The sequence below is a fragment of the Gordonia sp. NPDC003425 genome, from assembly GCF_053588635.1.
This window is the reverse complement of record NZ_JBSFQI010000020.1, coordinates 1-20,521: the sequence shown is the minus strand read 5'-3', so window position 1 is coordinate 20,521 and position 20,521 is coordinate 1. Positions and strand designations below refer to the sequence as shown.

Here is a 20,521-nt window from a genome sequence, read left to right as displayed (position 1 = left end):
CGCTGCAGGCCTGAGTCTCGGTCAGGAGCCAGAACTCACGAGGCAGTCGCCGCCACCGTATGCAGTGCCCGGAGCAGTGCATCGGTGTCGGTGACGTCGCCCACCGTGATCCGCACACCGTAGGGCCGGTACTGTTTGACGGCCACCCCGCACGCCGTCAAGACCTCGCCGAGGGCGATTCCGGCGGCACCCGGGACGAACAGGAAGTTGGCCTCGCTCGCGAGCGGACGAGCGCCCACCGCGCGCAGGCGATGTTCGAGTTCGGTTCGCTCCGCACGCATTCGCGCGATCCGCGCAGCCAGTGACGATTGCTGCGCGAGCGATACCGGTACCGCCGCGGCGGCCGGTGTCGCCACACCGAAGGGCATCTCGAACTGGCGCAGCGCGGTGATCGTCTCGGGCGAACCGATCCCGTAGCCGACGCGCAGCCCGGCCAGTCCGTACGCCTTGCTGAAGGTGCGCACCACGACGACTCGTGGGTGAGCGGCGAGCAGATGCTCGAGATCGGGTGCCGTGGAGGCGAACTCGATGTAGGCCTGATCGACGATCACCGTCACTCGGTGGGGCAGCGTCCCGAGGACACCGGCCAGTGCCCCCGAGTCGACGACGGCGCCGGTCGGGTTGTGCGGTGAGCAGATCGCCACCGCAACGGTGCGGGGTCCGACCGCAGCGGCCACCGCGTCGAGGTCGGGGCGTCCGAGCACGTCGAGCGGTACACCAGTCATCTGCAGGCCGAGCATGCGGGCGATGAGCGGGTACCCGCCGAACGTTGGTGTCGGCGTGACGAATTCGGGCGATTCGGTGGCGCCCGATGGCCTGTCCCGCAGACTCATCTGCAGCGCGGCCGCGATCACACCGGTCCCGCCGGCGCCGACCGTCACCCGTGCCTCCTCGACACCCATGTGGGCGGCGATCGTGCGCCGCGTCGTGTCGGGGAGGAACTCCGGATATCGGTTCGCCTCTTCGACTGCCCTGCTCAGCGCTGCCGCCACCTCGGGCAGCGGACCGTACGCCGACTCGTTGAGGTCGAGAATCACCCGGCCCGGACCGGCGGCGCGGTCCACCGCGTGCAGGAGGGGGGTCATGACGTTATCGCCGCCCGCCCCACCGGATGGCGGCAGCGGCGGCGAAGTCGCCAGCGTGCGCGAACGCCGACATCATCACCACGTCGTCGGGTGCGATCCTCCCGTCGGTGATCGCCGCATCCAGGGTGACCGGGATGCCCACCCCGAACAGGTTTCCGCACTCGTCGAAGGTGTCGGGGTGCCGCTCGCGGGGCAACTCCAGCGCATCTCGCCAGTTGCGCAGAAAGATCCGGTTGGGCTGATTGGTGATGAACCAGTCCAATTCCGGTGTCGGAACACCGATCGCGTCGGCCACCTCCATCGCGACCTCCGGCACCATCCTGTTACCGCGGGCGAGGACCTTGGTGATCTTGGCCTCGGTGAAGCCGATGTGGATCTCACCGGGGCCCGCCTCCCAGTACTTGCGCGACGGGTACGACACCGAGGTCATGTCTGCGGCGTACTCACCGTAGGAGTGGGAGGCCAGGCCGAGCACCGGCGAACCGGCGCCGTCGAGCGACACCACCGCCGCCGCAGCACCGTCTCCGGGTATCCCGGCCTGCGCTTTGCCGCGCACCTGAGGCTGCGTGAAGATCTGCGCGGCACTGTTCTGCGCGAGTGCCAACAGGGCCGTCCCGCCGCCGTCGGCGCGCAGGAGCGATCCGGCGAGATCGATCATGTGCATGAATGCGGCGCACCCGCCGTTGTGCACGTCGAGCACGGTCCGTGGCCGCAGTCCGAGCCGGTGGGCCACCTCACCACCGCAGCCGCGCACCGGCACTTCGGGGAGCTGGCTGTGGGTGAGGACCACCGACACGTCGTCGAGGTAGTCGGGACCGTGCCGCTCCACCAGGGTGCGCGTGGCGCAGAGCATCATGTCTGCCGACGATTCGCCGTCGGCGGCGTGGTGGCGGAACCGGGGCGCGGAGAACATCTGGTGCCCGGACAAGTCGTCGCCCTCGGCGAACTGCGCGAAATAGTCTGCTGGTACGCGGTTTTCGGGAAGATAGGTCGCGAGGTCGCGGAGCACCGTGGTGGTGTGCGTCGGTGTGGTCATCGCTTCATCCAATCGGGGGTCAGGGGGAGTCCGTGTGCGTGGCGGAACTCGGCGATTGCGGTGAGATTGTTCAGTTCGAGTTGGTGTCCGGCGGAGAACATGTCCCAGAAGTCCCCGACCCACACCGGGCGTCCGGCGGGCGCGGTCTCCGGATAGGGATTGCGGTCATAGAACGGATGGCGGCAATTGGTCCACAGGACAACCGATCCGGGTTTGTCGAGGACGATCTGTGCGTCCACCACCCGCATGAGATAGATCATCCAGAGGTGCGCGCCCTGATCCCAGGCGCAGTGATAGTCCACGGTCATCGACTCGGGATGGGCGATGGTGCGCGTGTAGATGTCGGTGTCGTCACCGAGCATGTCCTTGGCCACCCACAGTCCCGGTTCCTCGGTTTCGGCGAAGCCCCGCAGACTGTACGTCCACTCCTCGAGGGAGCGCGTGTCGGACAACCACTCGAAGAGTTCGGCCGGCGGTGCATCGACGTATCCCTGGACGGGGCAGAAGTCGCCGTAGATCCGGTCGTGCGGGTACACCGATCTGAGCATGTCGACGATGACCGGGGTGGCCACCGAGCGTGGATGGGTCTCGATCCGCATGAGGCCGTCGATGCCGGCGGCCTGCTCGCCGATATCGGCGAGCGGCGATGGATGAATGGTCATCATGATCCTTTCGGGAGGAATGGCAGGAACGGGGGTACCTCGTCGCTGTGGCATTCGACGACGAGGCAGTTGGGACCGGTTGCGGTGAACAGTTCGGCGCAGTCGGCGCCGAGTTCGTCCGCGTTGCTCGGGTGGCGCACGTCGAGGCCGGTGAACATCGACGCCATGCCGGCGGCGATATCGGTGTGCTGAAACCGGTTGACGTTGGCTGTGTCCGGGAAGTAGATGTTCTCGCGGGTGACGCACATGCCGTGCGCGTCGTTGTTCAGGACGATCATGGTCACCGGAGCGGAATGTTCTATGGCGGTGTGAAATTCCATGCCGTGCATGAAGAATGCGCCGTCGCCGGCGATGACCACACTGCGGTTCGAGGTGTCGGCCAATGCGGTGCCGATCGCGGCTGCGATGGCATATCCCATGCCGCCCATGCCCAGCGCGACACCGAAGCGGCCGCCGACGAAGGGTGTCAGGTGGTGAACCGCCGCAGCGCCGACGTTGCCGGCGTCGGCGAAAACCCGGGTCCCGGTGGGAAGGGCACCCCCGATCGCGGCCATGATGTCGGCAAGCGACGGATATGGGTTCCCCGGTACCGCGGGCGTGCGCAGGGTGTCGCGTCGCACCGCAATCGCCGGTCGGGTGATCTGAAGTCCCAGCGCAGAAAGCGCATCGTCGAGCCGGTGCACTGCTGCGGCCACCGAGCGCACCGGGATGGTCGGGGTCTTCCGGCGCGGCGGGAAGCGCCCGATGTGGTGGACGTCGACGTCGTCGAGCGCGTCGTCGACACCGGCCCGATCGGTGAGCGTCATGCGGCACCCGATCACCAAACAGACCGCCGACTCGGCGATTGCGCGCTGCGCGGAAGGGTGTCCCATCACCCCGGTGACACCGGCGTGACGATGCAGGCTGTCGGTGGCGTCGGCACCGCCGGGTGCGGCCACCACGGTGGCGTCCAGACGACTCGCGAGGTCGGCCAGCGCCGGGCCGATCCGTGTCCGGGATACCTCCTCGCCCAACCACATACACACGCGATCGCCGTGTCGCACCGCGTCCGCGAGCCGCTTCGCGAGTGCATCGATCGCCGACATGGCCGCCACATCCAACCCGGGAGGTGTTGTGCGCAAACCGATGTCACAATCACCGGCGGGGGCGGACTGGATGTCCTTGGGAATCACCAGTGCTGCGGGACGGTCGTCGTCGAGGCAGTCGAAAGCGCTGGTCAGGGCCGCATCGAGGTCGGTGGCCGAATCGACCAGGGCGCAGTGGCCCGTGACGCCGCGCAACACGCCGAGAAGATCGATGGTGTCGGGAGGCGCGAGCATGTCCTGGAATGCCCCGCGGCCGGTCAGTGTGGTGGGGGGTGCTCCGATCACGGCCAGCACGGGTACCCGGCTGTCGAACGATTCAGCCAGCGCAGCAACCACATTCATTGCTCCGCCCCCCGACGTGGTGACCACCATCCCGGTCTGCCCCCCGAGGCGGGCCGTCGCGTCCGCCATGGCACCGGCGGCGAACTCGTGTTTGGCCACCACCACGGGCAGCTGTGCCTCCGGCGCGGCGGCGTACACGTCCTCGATGTTTGCTCCGTGGACACCGAATGCCGTTGCGACGCCGTGCCGGCGTGCCTGTTCGAGTACGCGGTAGGCAACTGTGCGGTGGACTGTCACTCTGCCACCGTGCCCGCGGCAACCTGAAGGATCGCTGAAATGCCGTCCTGGTTGCATCTCGCGGCACGCGCATACACTCGGGCACACAAGCGCCTCGGCCGGTCGGCCATCGAGGTGTGGAACGGAACTGACTGTGAGCGAATCTCTCGATGCGTGCGAGCGGACCCCTCGATGGGGTGTGCGAACACAGTCGACACTGATCGCGGCCATCACGGTGACGGTGGCGCTCGTCCTCGGCGGCGTGCTCATGCTCGTGCTGCTGCATCGGGCGAACACCGAGTCGATGTACCGCGCCACCGGACGTCAGGCGTATCAGATCGCGACCGCGGTGCAGCGCGGAGGAGCGGCGGCGGTGGACCCCGACGATCTGGCGCCGGGCGCGGGCGTCGACATGGTGCAGGTGAGCAACGCCGACGGGGTGGTACTGACCGCGTCTCCGGGTGCACCGGGCAAGCACATCCATGTGAACGGGGCACACGCCGGTGCCGACGTCGCCCACCCGTACTACGCCGACGACGTGCGGATTCCCGGATACAGCGGGGTGTACTGTGCCACCGTCGTCGGCGCCGAGTATCAGGGGCAGTACTACGAGGTGGTCGCACTCGATCTCGCCTCGGGTATCCGCGACAGTGAGTGGACCGCAGCGACACTGATGGCGGTCGAATTGCCGGTGATCGTCGCGCTCGGCGCCGCCGCGGTGTATCTGCTTGTCGGCCGGTCGCTACGGTCGGTGTCGCGGATATCGCGGCGCGTCAACGAGATCACCGCGAGCCAACTCGAACAGCGGGTACCGGTGCCCCGTGCGAAAGACGAGATCCGCACCCTGGCGACCACGATGAATGGGATGCTGCAGCGACTCGATGCGAGTCATCAGGCGCAGCAGCGGTTTGTCGGGGACGCTTCGCACGAACTGCGCAGTCCGCTGACCACCGTCGTCGGGCTTCTCGACCTCGCCGACGACACCGGCGCCGCCCTCGATGTGACGACCGTCCGTAATGTCCTGCTCCCGGAGGCCCGCAGGATGCAACGGATCGTCGACGACCTGCTGCTGCTGGCCCGCGCGGACGAACGGGGCCTGCCGATCGCGTCGACTGCGGTCGACCTCGACGACATCGTGGGTGCCGAGGTTGCGCGACTGCGCCCACGAGTGCTGCTCGCCGTCCACTCGCACATCGAGGCGGCTCGTGTGTCCGGGGATCGCGAGATGCTGGCTCGTGCACTGCGCAACCTCACCGACAATGCGGTGCGTTATGCGCGCACGGCCATCTGGCTGCACCTGCGGGTGGTGGGCAGTGAGGCCGTGGTGACGGTGAGCGACGACGGCCCGGGTATACCGCGGCCACAGCGAGACCGTGTCTTCGAAAGGTTCGCTCGCCTCGACGCCGACCGCCGCGACGTGACCGGAAGCGGACTGGGGCTCGCGATCGTCCGCGAGATCGTCAATGCGCATGGGGGACAGGTGCGCATCGTGGACGGTGACAACAAAGGTGCCTGCATCGAGCTGCGACTGCCGATCAGCGATATCGGGTCGCAGCGGCGCAAGGCGGCATCGGTGGAACGTGAAAGTCGTTCGGCGTCATCAGATCTCGCGGAGTCGGTACCCGGCGCCGCGGATGGTCTCGATCGACGACACACCGAACGGCTCGTCGATCCGGCGCCGTAGATAACGGATGTAGACCTCGACGATGTTGTTGTCGCCGTCGTAGTTCTCATCCCAGATGGATTGGAGGATAGAGGTTTTGGACACCACTGTGCCCTTGTTCCGGATCAGGTACTCGAGTACGGAGAACTCCCGCGGGGTCAACTCGATGGTTTCCCCGTCACGCGCGACGCTTCGTTGCGCGGGATCGACCGATAGGCCGCCGGCCTCCAGGACCGCGGGGCGCTCACGCACTCCGCGGCGCACCACGGCGCGCAGATGTGCCTTGAGCACCACCACCGAGAACGGTTTGAGGAGGTAGTCGTCGGCACCGTAGTCGAGCGCCTCGGCCTGATCGTATTCGCCGTCCTTGGCCGAGAGCATCACCACCGGAACCCACACCGAACTCTTCCGCAGCTCACGCAGTACCTCGTAGCCGTTGAGGCCCGGCAGCACGATGTCGAGGACGATCGCATCGAAGTGTTCGTCGCGGGCGCGTCGCAATCCGTCGACGCCGTCGGACGAGACGGCCACATTCCATCCCTCGCTGGCCAGGACCCGCCGCACCGTCTCGGCGACATGCACGTCGTCGTCGACCACCAGCACCCGCACACCGATCTCCTCTGCGCTCGCCGCATTGCGCCCAGAGAAGGGCAGAAAGGGCATTATGCGTCACCGAATTCTCTCCGACCCCGACCCTGTCTCAACCCTACGCGCGGTGAGGGGCCCCGCGATCCTGCCGATCCGGGCGGCGATGCGGGTGCGGTCGGATCCGGCCGGATTCGCCCTTGAACTGCGGCAACGGTACGGTGATCTCTCGGTACTGAGGGTCATGGGGCGAGACATCGTCGTGGCGCAGGGGCCCGAACTGGCATCCGAACTGGTGCGCGACGCCGACCGCGCCTTCGCGAACGAACCCGTCTACGGGTTCGCTCTCGGCAGCCTGTTCGAGCGCGGCATCTTGCTGATGGACAACGACGAGCACCGGCGGCATCGCCGGATCATGCAGCAGGCTTTCACCTCCGATCGGCTCGACGACTATCAGTGTCGAATACATGGGCTCGCCGAGGCGGCGATGGAACGGTTTCCGCGGGGCTCGGTGGACATGCGCGCCGAGCTCAAGGCGCTGGCACTGGACATCGCGCTCGATGTGTTCGCCGGTGAGAACCTTTCCCGCGCCGACGCCAACCGGATCAACAAGGCATTCGTCGAACTCATCGAGGCCGGTGGTGCGTTGGTGCGGATGCCGATACCGGGAAGCAGGTGGCACCGCGGACACCGGGCCCGCCGGGTGGTCGACGACTTCTTCGGTGAGCTATTGCCGCAGCGTCGCCGCAATCCCGGATCCGACCTCATGTCCGCGCTTTGTGAGGCCCGTGATGCCGACGGCGAGCAGCTATCCGACGAACGCGTCGTCGACCACATGCGGTTCATGCTGTTCGCCGCGCATGACACCGCCACGATCGCCATGACATCGATGGCCTACCGGCTCGGACGCAACCCGCTCTGGCGCGATCGGCTGCGTGCTGAGGCCGAATCCGCCGGACGCGCACCGTCTCTCGCGCAGTTGCGGGACTCAGATGCGATGCAATGGGTGTTCAAGGAGTCGTTGCGGCTGCGTCCGCCCGTACCGGTGATCCCACGTGCCGCGATCAAGGACACGTCGTTGGGTGGGTACCACATTCCGGCGGGCACCTTCGTGATCGTCGTGACCGGCAGCAACCACCGCCTCGACGATGTCTGGGCCGAACCCGAGTCGTTTGTGCCCGAAAGGTTTTCCGCGGATGAGGAGAAGCGACGCCACCGTATGGCGTGGATGCCATTCGGGGGCGGGGCGCATCAGTGCATCGGCATGCACTTCTCCTTCATGGAGGCGGCCACCGTGCTCCATCACATGCTGCGGCACCTCGACTGGTCGGTACCGTCGGCGGACTATGAGCACACCGACACCGCGCTGACGACGAACCTCGGCTTCACCGCGGAGGTGCGTGGGCCGTGACACGACGGTAGATGGGGATGGTAAATACAGAAGATGCCGTTCTATTTCACCGCCGACGGGGAGACACTGACGCCGACCAACTACGCGGGTAGTCCGTGGTCGCCGAAACAACTGGGCGGGCCGGTCGTGTGCGGGGCGTTCGCCCGGGCGCTCGAGCGCTACATCCCCGAGGGATTCCAGCCGATCCGGCTCACCGTCGACATGTTCAGCCCGGTGCTGCGCCAGCCCTGCACCGTCGACACCGAAGTGATGCGCCAGGGCTCGCGGATCGTCGTGGTGGACGCGACCATCGTCCAGGAGGGAAAACCGCGTGCTCGGGCGGCGGCTGTGATAGCGGTGGAGGCCGACGATCCGCGCGGCGAGACGTGGCATGCGCCGGTGGACGCCTTGCTGACCGCTCCGGACCGTACCGCGGTGGCGGGCGGCAACATTCCGCTGTTCCGCAGTGGCGATCACGACTGGACCACCGACTACCTCTCCAATCAGAACGCACGACGCAAGAGCGTGTGGCAGGATCAGGCGCCGCTGGTCGAGGGCGAGGAGTCGTCGGGATTCGTGCGCGCGGCGATGGTCGCGGAGAACACCAGTCTCGTGTGCAACTGGGGAACCGACGGCGTCGGATTCATCAATTCCGATCTCACCGTTGCGCTTTCGCGAATGCCGCGGACCCCCGATTTCGGTCTGCTGGCGATCGACCAGCTGGTGGGTGCCGGCGTTGCGGTGGGCAGTGCGTACCTCTTCGACCGCGACGGCGCGTTCGGCATCGCGACGGTGACCGCCCTGTCGAACACCAGGCGCCAGCTCGACATCGCCGGACTGGCCGACGAGCACGGGTGGAGCGAGGGGCCCGACGCGCGGCGATTCCGGGTACCGTGACCGCGTCGCCGATGGAATTGGGTGCTTCTGGAGGATTTGGGAGACTCGTCACGCACGGTTGTAGGCGACGGCGGCACGTATCAGGTCACCGAAGGCGTCCGCGTCGAGGGTGTCTCCTTCTTTGAGGTCGACGGCGCGGCGCGTTCCGGCGGTGAGGCTGGCGTTGAAGACTTTGCCCGGATCGGGCAGCGCCGCACCCTGCGCGAAGGTGAGTTTGATCTTGTCCTTGTAGGTCTCCAAGGTGCAGACCAGGCCGTCGAGCGAGAACGTCGGCACCCCATCCGGATTGGACGGTTTGCGCCATTTGACCTCTTCGGTGATGTCCGGTTCGGCCGCCATGATCAGTGCCCGTACCTCGTCGGCGCGTGTCGCGCGCCAGTCGCTGCTCATGGCACCAGACTATGTTGTCTAGACGCGGCACAACGCGCGTTCCGGCGTGACCGGAGAACTGGCGATGGAGAAGGTCCATGCACTCACTGATCAGGCGGATTCTCGCCACCGCGGCCATCGTGGCCGCCGCGATGCTCGCGCCGACCGCTGCTTCGGCGCACGCCGCTCCGGCGACCGCCCCGTCGATCGTCACGGCCGACGATCACATCTCCCTCACCTGTCTTCAGCAGCGCGTCGACGTCTCCGCGCGTTGGTATTTTCCCTCGCATGAGGCCGTCGGCCTGGTGTGGCTTCAGCACGGGTTCTTGCGTTCGGGCGCCAATCTCGCCGGCATGGCCAAGGCCTATGCCGACCAGGGCCTGCTGGTGGTGGTGCCGACACTCGACTCGTTCAGTACGGCCGGTTGTTCGGTGGCCAACAATCTCGCCGACAACACACCGTTCATTTCGACGATGACCGATGTGTTTGCGCACAGCACCGATCCGAAGGGTGCGCTCGCGCAGAGTCTGGATCGGGCCGAGCGCCGAGCGCACGTCACCGGCGTGACGATGCCGGCGAAGATGCTGTTCTCCGGGCATTCGGCCGGCGGAGATTTCGTCCTGACCGCAGCGAACGAGCTGCGGCGCGACCACCCGGCGGCTTACCGCCGACTCACCGGACTGATGCTGTTCGATCCGGTGAATTCCTTCATCGGCAACAACTTTCACACCGCGGCCGTTGAACTCGGGCGGGCTGGACTGCCGATCAGGGTGCTCTCGTCGCCGCCGTCGCTCTCCAATGCCGGAGGCCAAGGTGTGCGGTGGCTGCAGGAAACCACCCGCCAGCACTTCCTCGGCGCGCAGCTGACCACCGGACTGCACATCGACGTCGAGGGCAGCGACACCGACGCCATCGGCATCGCCTCGGTGTTCGGGGTGCCACGCCCGGAGAACGTGCAGATCCTCCGCAGGTTGGCGCCGCACTGGGTGAGCGACATGGTGATCGGTGAGAAGTCTGCCGACTACTACCCGGGTGGGCGCTATTACGACATGCTCCTGCGCACGAATCAGATCTCCACGCTGCGCGTGGGGTAACCGGGTCACCGGTATTCTCGGATTCATGGCGCCACCAGCTCTGCCGCGCCGGGAGCCCAGCCGCGATACCCGGTTCTGCCGCAGCGCTGACGGCACCCGGATTGCCTATGCGATTCATGGCAGCGGTCCGCCATTGCTGCTCGCGTCGTGCTGGCTCAGCCATCTGGAGTTCGATTGGCAGAGTCCGGTGTGGCATCACTTTCTCCAGGACCTGGGAGGCATCGCCACGGTCATCCGCTACGACGAGCGCGGCTTCGGCATGTCCGACTGGGACGTCGACGATTTCGGACTCGAGGCACGCGTTGCGGACCTGTCCGCGGTGATCGACGCGGCCGGTCTCGACCGCTGCGCGATCGTGGGTATGTCGCAGGGTGGCCCGGTCGCGGTGGCGTATGCCGTGCAGCAGCCGACACGGGTCAGTCGGCTCATTCTGTACGGAGCCTATGCGGCCATCGTCCGTGACGCCGAAGCGATGGAACTCGAAGACATGCTGCAGCGATTGATCAGGGTGGGATGGGCTCGTCCGGACAGCACGTTCCGTCGTGTCTTCACCCAGCTGATGATTCCCGGTGCATCCGAGCAGCAGGCGTCGTGGCTCGACGATCTGCAGGTACGGGCCACCTCTGCCGACAACGCCGCGCGGTCGCGCGAGGCTCGCGCCCAGACCGATGTGACGTCCCTTCTCGCCGACATCGGGCAACCGACCCTGGTGATCCATGCCCGCGGTGACCGCTTCAACCCATTCGCCGAAGGCCGTCAGCTGGCCGCCGGAATTCCCCACGCGCGCTTGATGTCCCTGGACAGCGACAACCACATCACGCTCGCCGACGAGCCGGTGTGGCCCGAGGTGGTCAGGGAGATCGGGGCGTTCATCTCGGGCGACGCGGTGTCGACGCCCGACACACCGTCAGTGCTACGCAGTCTGACCGCCCGCGAACGCGACGTCCTGCAACTCGTCGGGCGCGGCTACGACAATGCGCGGATCGCGCAGGAACTGTCGCTGTCGGTGCGGACGGTCGAACGTCATCTCGGTGGGGTGTACGCGAAACTCGGGTTGAGCGGACGGTCGGCACGGGCCGCGGCGGTGGCCCGTCTCATGAGTGGTTGAGCGCAGCGTCGATCAGCCGACGGTGTCCGGGAGTACGTGGTAGCCGCCACCGTCGCTCGTCGACGTCGAACCAATTGTGGCGGCCGGCACGGATTCCCGCCGCGGGTTCGGATCGTAGCGTTCGTGGTGTCGAAATCTTCCAGACCCACGAAGGAGTAAACGTGAGTGACAACAAGGCTGCCATCAGTCTGACCACCGGCCTCGAAGACGCGGAGAAGGTGACTGTCGCGTTCCTCGTTGCCGTCGGTGCCGCCGAAAGTGGCCGTCCCACAGTAATGTTCTTGACGAAGGAGGCCGTTCGCCTCGCGGTGAAAGGTGTCGCGGTGGCCACCGCCTGTGTTGACTGCCCGTCGCTGCAATCCCTGATGGAACGCTACGAGACGGCAGGCGGTCGCTACCTGGTGTGCCCGATCTGCGTGAATTCCAAGCACATCGATCCGTCGACGTTCATCGCCGCGGCCGAGATGGGTGGCACCGTGCAACTGTGGGAGTGGATCGGTGACGGCGCAACCGCTTTCAGCTATTGAAGTGCGGACAACGGCGCGCTTCGATGGCCGCGGGCACCGTATTGCTGAACGCCGCTGAGCATCGAATCCGTCTCGGTCATCATGTCACCGTGATGACCGAGACGGTGTTGTCGTTGGCGTTGGCGACGTACACGGTGGTCCCGGTCTGACTCACCGCGATTCCGGTCGGCCAGCTTCCCACGGCGACGGTGTCGATGACGGCCAGCGTCGAGGTATCGATCACCGACACGGTGCCGTCACCCATGTTCGTCACGTAGAGCAGCGAGCCGTCGGGATTGGTTGCGGCGTCGACCGACCAGCGGCCCACTGGGATCGTCTGGGTGACCGCGTTGGTGGCCGCGTCGATCACGAAGACTGCGCCTCCGGTGTATTTCGCGGTGACCGTGTAGACCGTCAGGCCGTCCGGGGCGGTCGCGATCGCCGCCGGACCCTCCCCGTCGGGGGTCGTGCCGATCGTGATCGTCGTCGTCACGACGTTGTTGGCCGCGTCGATCACCGACACCGTTCCGCTGTTGATGTTAGTGACATAGGCACGCGAGCCGTCGGGCGTGAATGCGACGCGCTGGGGCGTCTGGCCGACACCGATCGTGGTGGTGGTGACGGTGTTCGACGTCGTGTCGATCACGGTGAGTGAGTCCTGTCCGACGATGACGTACGCGAAGAGGCCGTCGGGATCGGCGATCACCTGCTGCGGAGCGCTGGGGAAGCCGATCTGACCCGTGACGAGGTTGGTCGCCGTGTCGATCACCTGCACGGTGTTGTTGCCGTTGACCGCGAGGTAGGCCGACCCGTTGGGGGCGATTTCCGCGCATTGCAGGTAGGCGCCGATCGGGATGGCGCCGATCATCGTGGCGGTCGCGGTGTCGATCACGGAGATCGCGCCTCCCGCGCTGGTCTTGCCGTTGTCCGCGACGTAAGCGTGTGCGCCGTCGGCGGTCAGCGCGATGTCCACCGGATATTCGCCGACGGGGATGGTGGCGGTGACTGTGTGCATGGCTCTCGTCCTCGTAGCTCGTGCGCATCCTTGTGAAGCAAGGTTCGCAACGGCATGGCCTGCGGTCACGAGTAGCGCGCTACCTGTTCCGACAGCGGGTGCGGGCCGCTGACAGCACGACGCCAGTCGGTGACAGGTCCACGACAGCGGACCTTCTTACCGTGAGGTTCATCAAGCGTCCCTCTGACCGTGAGGAGGTCCCAGATGACCACCACCGTGAGCGCGACCGGCACACCGTCGCGCACCTATACGTCCCTCGCCGCGGCGGCGATCCCGCTGGCCGCGCTGTGTCTGGCCTTCTTCGTCGAGATGGTCGACAACACGCTGCTCTCGATCGCGTTGCCGACCATCGGCCGCGACCTGGGCAGCAGCACCACCGCCCTGCAATGGATCACCAGCGCCTACTCGCTGACCTTCGGCGGGTTGCTGCTGACCGCCGGGTCGGTGGCCGACAGGTTCGGTCGTCGCCGTGTGCTGATGATCGGCCTCGGCGCATTCGGCGCGCTGAGTCTGCTGGTGCTGGCGGTGACCACCACCGGCGAGCTCATCGCGTTGCGCGCCGCGCTCGGGGTCGCAGCGGCGATGATGGCCCCGATCACCAACTCACTGGTGTTCCGGCTCTTCGACGACAAGACCCTGCGCATGCGTGCGATGACCGTGATGATCGTCGTCGGCATGAGCGGGTTCATCCTCGGCCCCATTCTCGGCGGCACCGCCCTGGCACACGTGCGGTGGGAATGGCTGCTCGTGGTGAACGCGCCGATCGCGCTCATCGCCGCCATCGGAATTCGCTTCGGCGTGGCCGCCGACACCCGCGACGGACTGACCGACGACAGACTCGACATCCCCGGCGCGCTGCTGAGTATTGCCGCCATCGGTCTGGCGTGCTGGTCGCTGACAAGTGGAGTCGATCATGGCTGGCTGTCGGCGATGACGGTGGCCTCGATCATCGGATCCATCGCAGCCGCAGTGGCCTTCGTCTGGCGTGAACGTCGTACCGCCGCACCGATGCTCGACCTGACGATGTTCAAGCTCGGAACGGTGCGCGGTGCTGCGATCGCTCAGGTGGGATCGTCGGTTGCGATGGCCTCGGTGATGTTCGGGCTGATCCTGCACTTCCAGTACGCCTGGGGATGGAGCCCGATGAAGGCGGGCCTCGCCAACCTTCCGATGATCGTCACGATGCTGGTGGCCACCCCGCTCACCGAGTGGATGGTGAAGCGCTTCGGTCACCGGATCGCTTGTCTGATAGGAGCTCTGGCGCTGACCGTATCTCTGGTGGGTCTCGCCTGGGGCGTCAACCACGGGTACCTCGCCATCGCGGTCTGCATGGTGTTGCTGACGATCGGTCTGCGGACCGTGATGACGATCTGTGCGGTCGCACTGGTGGACGCGATGCCGGCCAACCGCACCTCGATCGGCACCGCACTCAATGACACCGCACAGGAAGTGGGCACCAGTGTCGGCACTGCTCTGGTCGGCACCATGATCGCGGCGCTGGTGGCCACGCACCTGCCTTCCGGGACATGGGGCAGCGATCTGGTGCACACCTTCTTCCACGGCGAGAGCGTCGCCTACGCGGTGCTCGCGGTGGTGGTCGGCGTGATCTCCGTCTTCGGTGCGCTCACTCTCACCAACTCGCACAGCACCGAGGAAGCGCACTGACATCGCTTTGGCCACCGCGAGGTACTACATTGGTACCCAATCCGGTGCCGATGGTTGCGACGTGAAGGGAAGAACTCAACGATGCCGTCACTCAACATCGAATTCACCGATGCGGAACACGCCCAACTGAAGGCGGCGGCCGAACGAGAGGGCACGTCGCTGAAGGCATTTGTCCACAATGCGGTGATTGATCGGTCGAGCAACTACCGCCAGCGCGTCGAGGACCTTGCCCGGGAGGGGGCCGAGTGGTCGGCTGAACTGAACCGCAGACTCAAGTGACGATCTACCTCGATCGAGACGCGGTTGTCACTGTTGGTTCGATCGCATGCGAGGAGCCCCTTGTCGTCCGCGACGAGGGGCTCCTTCAGTCTGCGGTGGCGCGACCCAAGGCGTCGGCGTTCGGTCTCGACGCCTACCCCGACGAATGGGGCAAGGCCGCCGCGCTGCTGCAATCGCTCACTGCGAACCACCCGTTCGTCGATGGGAACAAGCGGACCGCATGGCAATCCGCTTACGTCTTCCTGGGCCTCAACGACATTCACCCCGAGGTCGCGCTGGATAACGATGGCGCCGAGGACTTCATGAACGCGGTGGCCACCGGCGACCTGGTCGACTGGAGAGATATCGGCAGGACCCTTCACAGCCTCTACACGACGTAGCGCGGTCTATCCCTGGGAACCGACCTGCGAGCGAGCGCGTCCCGATGTGAACGCTGGCCGGCGGACTGTAGGCGCCAGTCGAAAGCGACCCGCATCACACCAGCTCGCGGTAGCGTCGTGACAGGCACGCAGCTGCAGGGACTGGGGGAGAAACATGTCTCGTCTGACCTCGTGGTATCGCTCCAGCGGCGCGGACCGTCCATTCGGCAATCTCCTTGCGGGGCACGGTGTGGCCATGGAGGGCTACTTCTGGCGGTTCACCCAACCCGACCAGGGACGCACGCTGATCGCATTGTGCGGGGTCAACACGGCTCCGGACGGCGAGCGTTGGGCCACACTGGGTATGGCCTCCCATCCGAATCGAATGCTGCGGACGTCTGCGCATCCAAATGCGTCGGACAATCCCCGCGTTCTCGAGGTCACCGCGAGTCCGGCCTTTCGCGCCGACACGGGCGAGGTCCACATGGATCTTGGCGCGGATTCGCGACTCGACGTCCGCGTCGACAATCCTGTGCCGTGGCCGCGACATTCGCACGGCGCCTCGGGTCTTTTCCACTCCGTGCCGGCGCTCAACCAGTACTGGCATCCGTGGCTCCTCGGTGGCCGAGCGAGCGGCACCGCCACCGTCGGCGACGCGACATGGGACCTCGACGGCGCCCAGGTGTACGCCGAAAAGAATTGGGGTCGTGAAGGATTCCCGGAGACTTGGTGGTGGGGACAGGCTCAGGGATTCGCCGAGCCGGATGCGTGTGTGGCCTTCGCGGGCGGGACCGTCCGTGCCGGACCACTCAAGACCGAGGTCACCGTCATCGTGGTGCGCCTGCCGGGTGGACGTCTGGTGCGGGTCGGCGACCCACTGATCTCTCCCGTTCGCGCACGGGTGACCGACGAATCATGGTTGCTGCAGTCCGCCGGACGCCGTTACAGCGTACGAGTCGAAGGCACCGGCCGATTGGGCGATGCACATGTGCTGCCGGTGCCGATTCCCAGCCAGCGACGCAACATCCCGGGCGCGATCGAACATCTCGGGGCACGCATGACCGTCGAAGTTCGGTGCCGCGGCGGCGAGATTGTGTGGGCCGGGGAGTCGGTTCTCGCAGCGTTGGAGCACGGTGGCATCGATCGTGCCCGGGCTGAAATACTGCGCCGTGGAGGCGATCCGGACGACACCGACGCACCTCCGATCGCCTGAGCTCTGAGTTATCCAACCACCGCTGCACCGCACTTGCAGTGTGGCCCGCGGGATTTCCAGGTCACGTGTCTTGGTCGTTGCGCACCTCGGACAGGATGGCCCATCCGCTTGCCGAAGTCCCGGAATGCCTGACGCGCAATGTCGCCTTGCGCCTTGTCGGTATCCACCACGTCGACCCCGTTGACATCGAGGATGCGATCGAGTCTCCGGCCGGCCGCGGGAATCTTCTTCGCATCAACTTCGATGCCAGCTGACAACGAGGGCGGCGGCCGCTGCCTCTGGATGCATCGACGAGGTCATCATTACGCGCGGTAGATCTCCACGTGAGCTCCGGTCACGACGCCGACATTGAACGACGGCGCGCCCCAACTCGAACTACAGTTGCCCGACGCTCGACCGGTGGGCACAAACCATCGACTGGATTGTCTGTAGGGGCCGAACTCATAGAGCGGGAATTTGTTGGGAACACCGTGGAGACCCCAACACTCCACGATCAACACATACTCTCTGCTCTGGGGAGCGCCGGTGTCGTGACATGCCACCGACGCACCGAGGGGATCCCACCGGACGTCGCACTTGTTCGTGTCTGCGCGAGCATCGCCGGCACCGGCCAACACCAGGCCGGTCGCGAGGAGTGCTGCGATTGCCGCACCTATCCGTTTCGTCGAAATGCGTGTTGCTGACATGACGGACCTTTCAGTGATCTATATCACAGTAGTCGTCGTGGCGGTCCGCATCGTTACGGCCGCTGTTGCGGATTCGAGGAAGTGACTTTGGGCATGCTCGTCTGAGGGCACGAAACTGTCGGCGCGGTCTGGTACCAACTCGCGTGGGCCAGCCACCCGATGGATACGTTTGATGGGACGGACGGACAAAGCGAGCGTGGGAGACGATGGCGCGACCTGATCCGGAACATCGCCGAATAGCCACGAGGGCCGTTCCAGCCCAATGAGTACGGCGACGTCATTCTCCGGTTGCAATTCTGGGTCGTCTGGACTGCATTCTTGAGCCGACAAAGGATGAGGTGCTCGCCGAGCACAAGAAGCTCACGAAGTCGAAGGTCGATCCGGACATCGTCCTCAAATCCAAGTTCAAGCTGCCGTTTTACAACACCTCGCGCTGGGACTTCTGTGCCCTGACTCGGACGCCGAAGATGTTGCAGAAACAACTCACAGGCGCAGTTCGAAGCCAGCCCGGACATCGACATCGAGTTCAATGGCGCTGTGATCGAGGCGATGGATGCCCATTCAGATCTGTCTGCACAGATCCTGAACAACTCGGTGATCAGAGACAAGTTGGCGTCGGAACTGGTGCCAGCTATCTACCGAAAACTGAGGGAAGAGCCAGCGTCGTGAGACCGCTGCCGACTAACCTTTGCTGCAACGAAAGCGAGTTTCCCTAATGGGATTTCAGACCCCGCTCTACGAGCTCACAGACTATTTGAAGTGGGCGGAATCAGGAAAGATCCAGCTCCCCGACTTCCAGCGCGGCTACAAGTGGGAGGACGAGCGAATCCGTCAGCTCCTCGTGACCGTACTGCGTGAACCCACCGGCCCGCAAACCTTCCACATCACCATCACCGACGGCACCTACACCGCCACCGACAACTGTTGGGTCCCCACCAGCGGAACCTAGACGTGGAACGATGGCGGCACCGTCCAGATCACCGCGAGAAAGCCTAGCGTCGCCACCGGCGTCCACGACACCATCACCGAGTCCACACAGTTGGCATGGCAATACGGCAACGACCGCTTCGCGGTCCAAGCTTCCTGGGACAGCAACACCAAAACCCTCACACTTATCGGCACCGACGGCGACGGCAACCCACTACCGATCAGCGCAGTCAGACAATAGATTGGGTGCACATCGAATCGCGACGAGCCGCTGGGCGTAAGCCAAGAAGCATGTGACTGTAGTGCGGTGACGAAGATGTTCCTGCCTTCATTTCGCGGGCGAGCGACCACACGACAGCAGACCCGCGATCGGGGTCAGTGATCGGCGCTGATGGCGTGGTCAGAGGCCTGGGTGAGCAATCTGCCAGGCACCGAGAATCCGCGACGTTCGCTCATCTGTTCTGACTTACGGACGCTCCTCAAGATCAGCGATGCGATCGATGTACTGGTCACGCAGTTCGCCGAGCCGTTTGGCACGCTCCGCAGTCACGGATGCGACCAGCATCATGCTGGCCGCGAGGGCTACGCGGATCATCAAGAACACTCCCGAGTTGCACGGCGGAAACACGCTGAGCAAAGGGATCGTAGCCAGTGCCATGGCGTTGGCTGTATAGATGTTGGATCGTTGTTGCGAGGCCATCGATGCATAAGCTCGCGCGACAGATACAGTCTGCAGCTGTGCCGGGTCGTACCAATACGACCCGTACTTTTTCACGATGCGCGAGTTCGCGAAGTACCTATCACCGACTGCACGGTCCGCCAGCGGAGGTCGGTTAACGTGCGGCTGTGCCGCCTGGAGACTGCCCAATAGCCCGCGCAACGCAACCAATGAAGCAATCAGTGGGATGACAGCGCCGGTCAGGATCGCCACGTTCGGAGCATGCTTGAGAATGAATACGCCCGAGCACAGGCCAACGAGCGCTACGCCCGTCAACTGAAAGTCTCTCGTCGCGGCAAGCGAACTGAGCTGCTTGCGCCATCCAACCCGGTTGCCATTGCCATCGCGCACCGGGGCACAGGTGACGATCATGCTTGAGTAGGCGATTTGCAGGGCGAGCATCGACACCTGGACCAGCAGTCCCGCCAAGGCCATTGGAAGCCAAATGCCCCACTCTGCAATGACTTTCGGTAAGGCGTAGGGGCTAATGCACCACAATGCGGTGGCGGCCGTACCGACGACGAACACCCATACGGCTCCTACCAGGGAGCGCACCGCGTGCTTGGCCGCTAGCCATTGCCATCGCATCGGGTAAAGCTCGATCCCCACTGACTCGAACATCGCCATCTCCATCTGTCGGGGCCACCCCACTATGTGGTAGCCGTGCCGACATGTTGCCCGATGCCACTGACATGGTCATCGACGTTCCGCCAGAAATGAGTTGCGCGAGAAGGCTCGACAGCGACGCACATCGCACATGTCCGAGCACATATGTCCGGCTACGACGAGGGCGAGCTCGTGTGAACTACGCCAACCTCGGTGGATCGTCACCGCGGGAAACGCCTCCACCATTGACCTCAATGATGGAATTGGCACCAGATCCGTCACCACTGACCGCACCCCAGCGCCGACGATGCCGGTTGGTGCCCGGCAGGGCTGCTTGAGAGACCCCGCCATCAAGATCGGTAAACTGAATACTTGTGACTCTTCCACGACTATTCATCGGGTCGTCTGCCGAAGGGCGAGTGGTCGCACACAATCTGCAGGCAGTGTTGGAAGACCGCAAGGTGTGCGAGGTCGAGGTGTGGGACCAGGGCGTGTTCGAACCTGGCGGATACGCGCTCGACTCGCTACTCGAGGTCGCGGCACGCTCGGACTATGCGGTTCTCGTCGCGTCTCCGGATGATGTGACGACGAGTAGAGACAATACCTCAGCCTCGGTGCGGGACAACATCATCCTGGAGTTTGGCCTCTTCCTTGGGGTCCTCGGTCGCAGCCGGACCTACCTCCTGGCTACAGGTGACGTAAAACTGCCCACCGACACCTTGGGACTGACGCGACTCCCTTACTCCGATCGCGCAGATGGGAATGTCGGTGCTGCGGTGAACGCTGCAGCTCTCCAGATCGCTGGCCAGGTTGATCGACAAGGCCCGCGAGAAGGCGGCGGGGTGACAGCCATAAATCCGGACGAGACTCGACTTCTTGAACTTGAACTCGCCCTATTGTGCGCGAATGCCGAAGCCCAAGAGATATTGTCAAGACCTGTGGATGAGCGGTTTTCAGGCGGCCTCCTGGGTGCCTGAGGTGGCGTCGGGTTCGACGAGTTTGCCTTTCTCGAAGG

The 20,521-nt window shown here is 65.1% G+C and carries 21 protein-coding genes; 13 read left to right on the top strand and 8 right to left on the bottom strand.

Annotated features, from left to right (window positions below):
- Window positions 1-35: 35 nt before the first annotated feature.
- From ACWDTD_RS18605 to ACWDTD_RS18590, 4 genes are read right to left on the bottom strand one after another with little or no spacing between them, the layout of a single operon-like run.
- On the bottom strand, window positions 36-1,085 hold the full coding sequence (locus ACWDTD_RS18605) for a pyridoxal phosphate-dependent aminotransferase (RefSeq protein WP_449748618.1): 1,050 nt from the start codon (window positions 1,083-1,085) through the stop codon (window positions 36-38).
- Between the two features lie 4 nt (window positions 1,086-1,089).
- Complete coding sequence (locus ACWDTD_RS18600; protein ID WP_449748617.1) at window positions 1,090-2,121, bottom strand: 3-oxoacyl-ACP synthase III family protein; 1,032 nt, start codon at window positions 2,119-2,121, stop codon at window positions 1,090-1,092.
- Complete coding sequence (locus tag ACWDTD_RS18595; protein ID WP_449748616.1) at window positions 2,118-2,783, bottom strand: SRPBCC family protein; 666 nt, start codon at window positions 2,781-2,783, stop codon at window positions 2,118-2,120. The genes ACWDTD_RS18600 and ACWDTD_RS18595 overlap by 4 nt, the downstream gene beginning before the upstream one ends.
- A complete protein-coding gene (locus ACWDTD_RS18590; RefSeq protein WP_449748615.1) occupies window positions 2,783-4,447 on the bottom strand; it encodes a thiamine pyrophosphate-binding protein in 1,665 nt (554 codons plus the stop codon). The genes ACWDTD_RS18595 and ACWDTD_RS18590 overlap by 1 nt, the downstream gene beginning before the upstream one ends.
- Window positions 4,448-4,580: 133 nt before the next feature.
- Between ACWDTD_RS18590 and ACWDTD_RS18585 the strand changes: the two genes are divergently transcribed.
- Window positions 4,581-6,110 (top strand): ATP-binding protein, encoded by a 1,530-nt coding sequence (locus ACWDTD_RS18585; protein ID WP_449748614.1) that lies wholly within the window; start codon window positions 4,581-4,583, stop codon window positions 6,108-6,110.
- On the opposite strand, the gene ACWDTD_RS18580 is transcribed toward ACWDTD_RS18585, so the two are convergent.
- On the bottom strand, window positions 6,027-6,698 hold the full coding sequence (locus tag ACWDTD_RS18580) for a response regulator transcription factor (RefSeq protein ID WP_449748664.1): 672 nt from the start codon (window positions 6,696-6,698) through the stop codon (window positions 6,027-6,029). The two genes, ACWDTD_RS18585 and ACWDTD_RS18580, sit on opposite strands and share 84 nt — an antisense overlap.
- 106 nt (window positions 6,699-6,804) lie before the next feature.
- On the opposite strand from ACWDTD_RS18580, the gene ACWDTD_RS18575 reads away from it, so the two are divergent.
- Together ACWDTD_RS18575 and ACWDTD_RS18570 are read left to right on the top strand one after the other, a co-directional pair.
- Window positions 6,805-8,085 carry a cytochrome P450 gene (locus ACWDTD_RS18575; protein WP_449748613.1) on the top strand — a complete coding sequence of 427 codons (1,281 nt, stop codon included), beginning with the start codon at window positions 6,805-6,807 and terminating at the stop codon, window positions 8,083-8,085.
- A 33-nt stretch (window positions 8,086-8,118) separates the two neighbouring features.
- A complete protein-coding gene (locus ACWDTD_RS18570; protein WP_449748612.1) occupies window positions 8,119-8,961 on the top strand; it encodes an acyl-CoA thioesterase domain-containing protein in 843 nt (280 codons plus the stop codon).
- Between the two features lie 48 nt (window positions 8,962-9,009).
- Here ACWDTD_RS18570 and ACWDTD_RS18565 read toward each other — a convergent pair whose 3' ends face one another.
- Entirely contained in the window at window positions 9,010-9,351 is a 342-nt protein-coding gene (locus ACWDTD_RS18565; protein ID WP_449748611.1) for a DUF1801 domain-containing protein, read from the bottom strand.
- A 77-nt stretch (window positions 9,352-9,428) separates the two neighbouring features.
- Here ACWDTD_RS18565 and ACWDTD_RS18560 point away from each other — a divergent pair, with 77 nt between their 5' ends.
- The 3 genes from ACWDTD_RS18560 to ACWDTD_RS18550 all read left to right on the top strand — a co-directional run bounded on the left by ACWDTD_RS18560 (window position 9,429) and on the right by ACWDTD_RS18550 (window position 12,059).
- The gene (locus ACWDTD_RS18560; RefSeq protein ID WP_449748610.1) at window positions 9,429-10,424 is read left to right on the top strand and encodes an alpha/beta hydrolase; all 996 of its coding nucleotides are present in this window, start codon (window positions 9,429-9,431) and stop codon (window positions 10,422-10,424) included.
- A 25-nt stretch (window positions 10,425-10,449) separates the two neighbouring features.
- On the top strand, window positions 10,450-11,532 hold the full coding sequence (locus tag ACWDTD_RS18555; protein WP_449748609.1) for an alpha/beta fold hydrolase: 1,083 nt from the start codon (window positions 10,450-10,452) through the stop codon (window positions 11,530-11,532).
- Between the two features lie 161 nt (window positions 11,533-11,693).
- Window positions 11,694-12,059 carry a DsrE family protein gene (locus ACWDTD_RS18550; protein WP_449748608.1) on the top strand — a complete coding sequence of 122 codons (366 nt, stop codon included), beginning with the start codon at window positions 11,694-11,696 and terminating at the stop codon, window positions 12,057-12,059.
- 79 nt (window positions 12,060-12,138) lie between these two features.
- Here ACWDTD_RS18550 and ACWDTD_RS18545 read toward each other — a convergent pair whose 3' ends face one another.
- Window positions 12,139-13,053 carry a beta-propeller fold lactonase family protein gene (locus ACWDTD_RS18545; protein ID WP_449748607.1) on the bottom strand — a complete coding sequence of 305 codons (915 nt, stop codon included), beginning with the start codon at window positions 13,051-13,053 and terminating at the stop codon, window positions 12,139-12,141.
- Window positions 13,054-13,257: 204 nt separating this feature from the next.
- On the opposite strand from ACWDTD_RS18545, the gene ACWDTD_RS18540 reads away from it, so the two are divergent.
- The 6 genes from ACWDTD_RS18540 (at window position 13,258) to ACWDTD_RS18515 (ending at window position 18,204) form a co-directional block, all read left to right on the top strand.
- A complete protein-coding gene (locus ACWDTD_RS18540; protein WP_449748606.1) occupies window positions 13,258-14,718 on the top strand; it encodes an MFS transporter in 1,461 nt (486 codons plus the stop codon).
- 81 nt (window positions 14,719-14,799) lie between these two features.
- Window positions 14,800-14,997 (top strand): antitoxin Phd, encoded by a 198-nt coding sequence (locus ACWDTD_RS18535; RefSeq protein WP_449748605.1) that lies wholly within the window; start codon window positions 14,800-14,802, stop codon window positions 14,995-14,997.
- On the top strand, window positions 14,994-15,377 hold the full coding sequence (locus ACWDTD_RS18530; protein ID WP_449748604.1) for a type II toxin-antitoxin system death-on-curing family toxin: 384 nt from the start codon (window positions 14,994-14,996) through the stop codon (window positions 15,375-15,377). The genes ACWDTD_RS18535 and ACWDTD_RS18530 overlap by 4 nt, the downstream gene beginning before the upstream one ends.
- 154 nt (window positions 15,378-15,531) lie before the next feature.
- The gene (locus ACWDTD_RS18525; protein ID WP_449748603.1) at window positions 15,532-16,569 is read left to right on the top strand and encodes a tocopherol cyclase family protein; all 1,038 of its coding nucleotides are present in this window, start codon (window positions 15,532-15,534) and stop codon (window positions 16,567-16,569) included.
- A 95-nt stretch (window positions 16,570-16,664) separates the two neighbouring features.
- Window positions 16,665-16,823, top strand: a complete 159-nt coding sequence (locus tag ACWDTD_RS18520) for a hypothetical protein (RefSeq protein ID WP_449748602.1) — start codon at window positions 16,665-16,667, stop codon at window positions 16,821-16,823.
- 1,147 nt (window positions 16,824-17,970) lie between these two features.
- Window positions 17,971-18,204 (top strand): hypothetical protein, encoded by a 234-nt coding sequence (locus ACWDTD_RS18515; RefSeq protein WP_449748601.1) that lies wholly within the window; start codon window positions 17,971-17,973, stop codon window positions 18,202-18,204.
- Window positions 18,205-18,648: 444 nt separating this feature from the next.
- Here the strand turns inward: ACWDTD_RS18515 and ACWDTD_RS18510 are convergent, their stop codons facing one another.
- Window positions 18,649-19,521: a hypothetical protein gene (locus ACWDTD_RS18510; RefSeq protein WP_449748600.1), complete on the bottom strand. Its 873-nt coding sequence runs from the start codon at window positions 19,519-19,521 to the stop codon at window positions 18,649-18,651.
- Between the two features lie 359 nt (window positions 19,522-19,880).
- Between ACWDTD_RS18510 and ACWDTD_RS18505 the strand changes: the two genes are divergently transcribed.
- The gene (locus ACWDTD_RS18505; RefSeq protein ID WP_449748599.1) at window positions 19,881-20,483 is read left to right on the top strand and encodes a nucleotide-binding protein; all 603 of its coding nucleotides are present in this window, start codon (window positions 19,881-19,883) and stop codon (window positions 20,481-20,483) included.
- Window positions 20,484-20,521 lie beyond the last annotated feature (38 nt).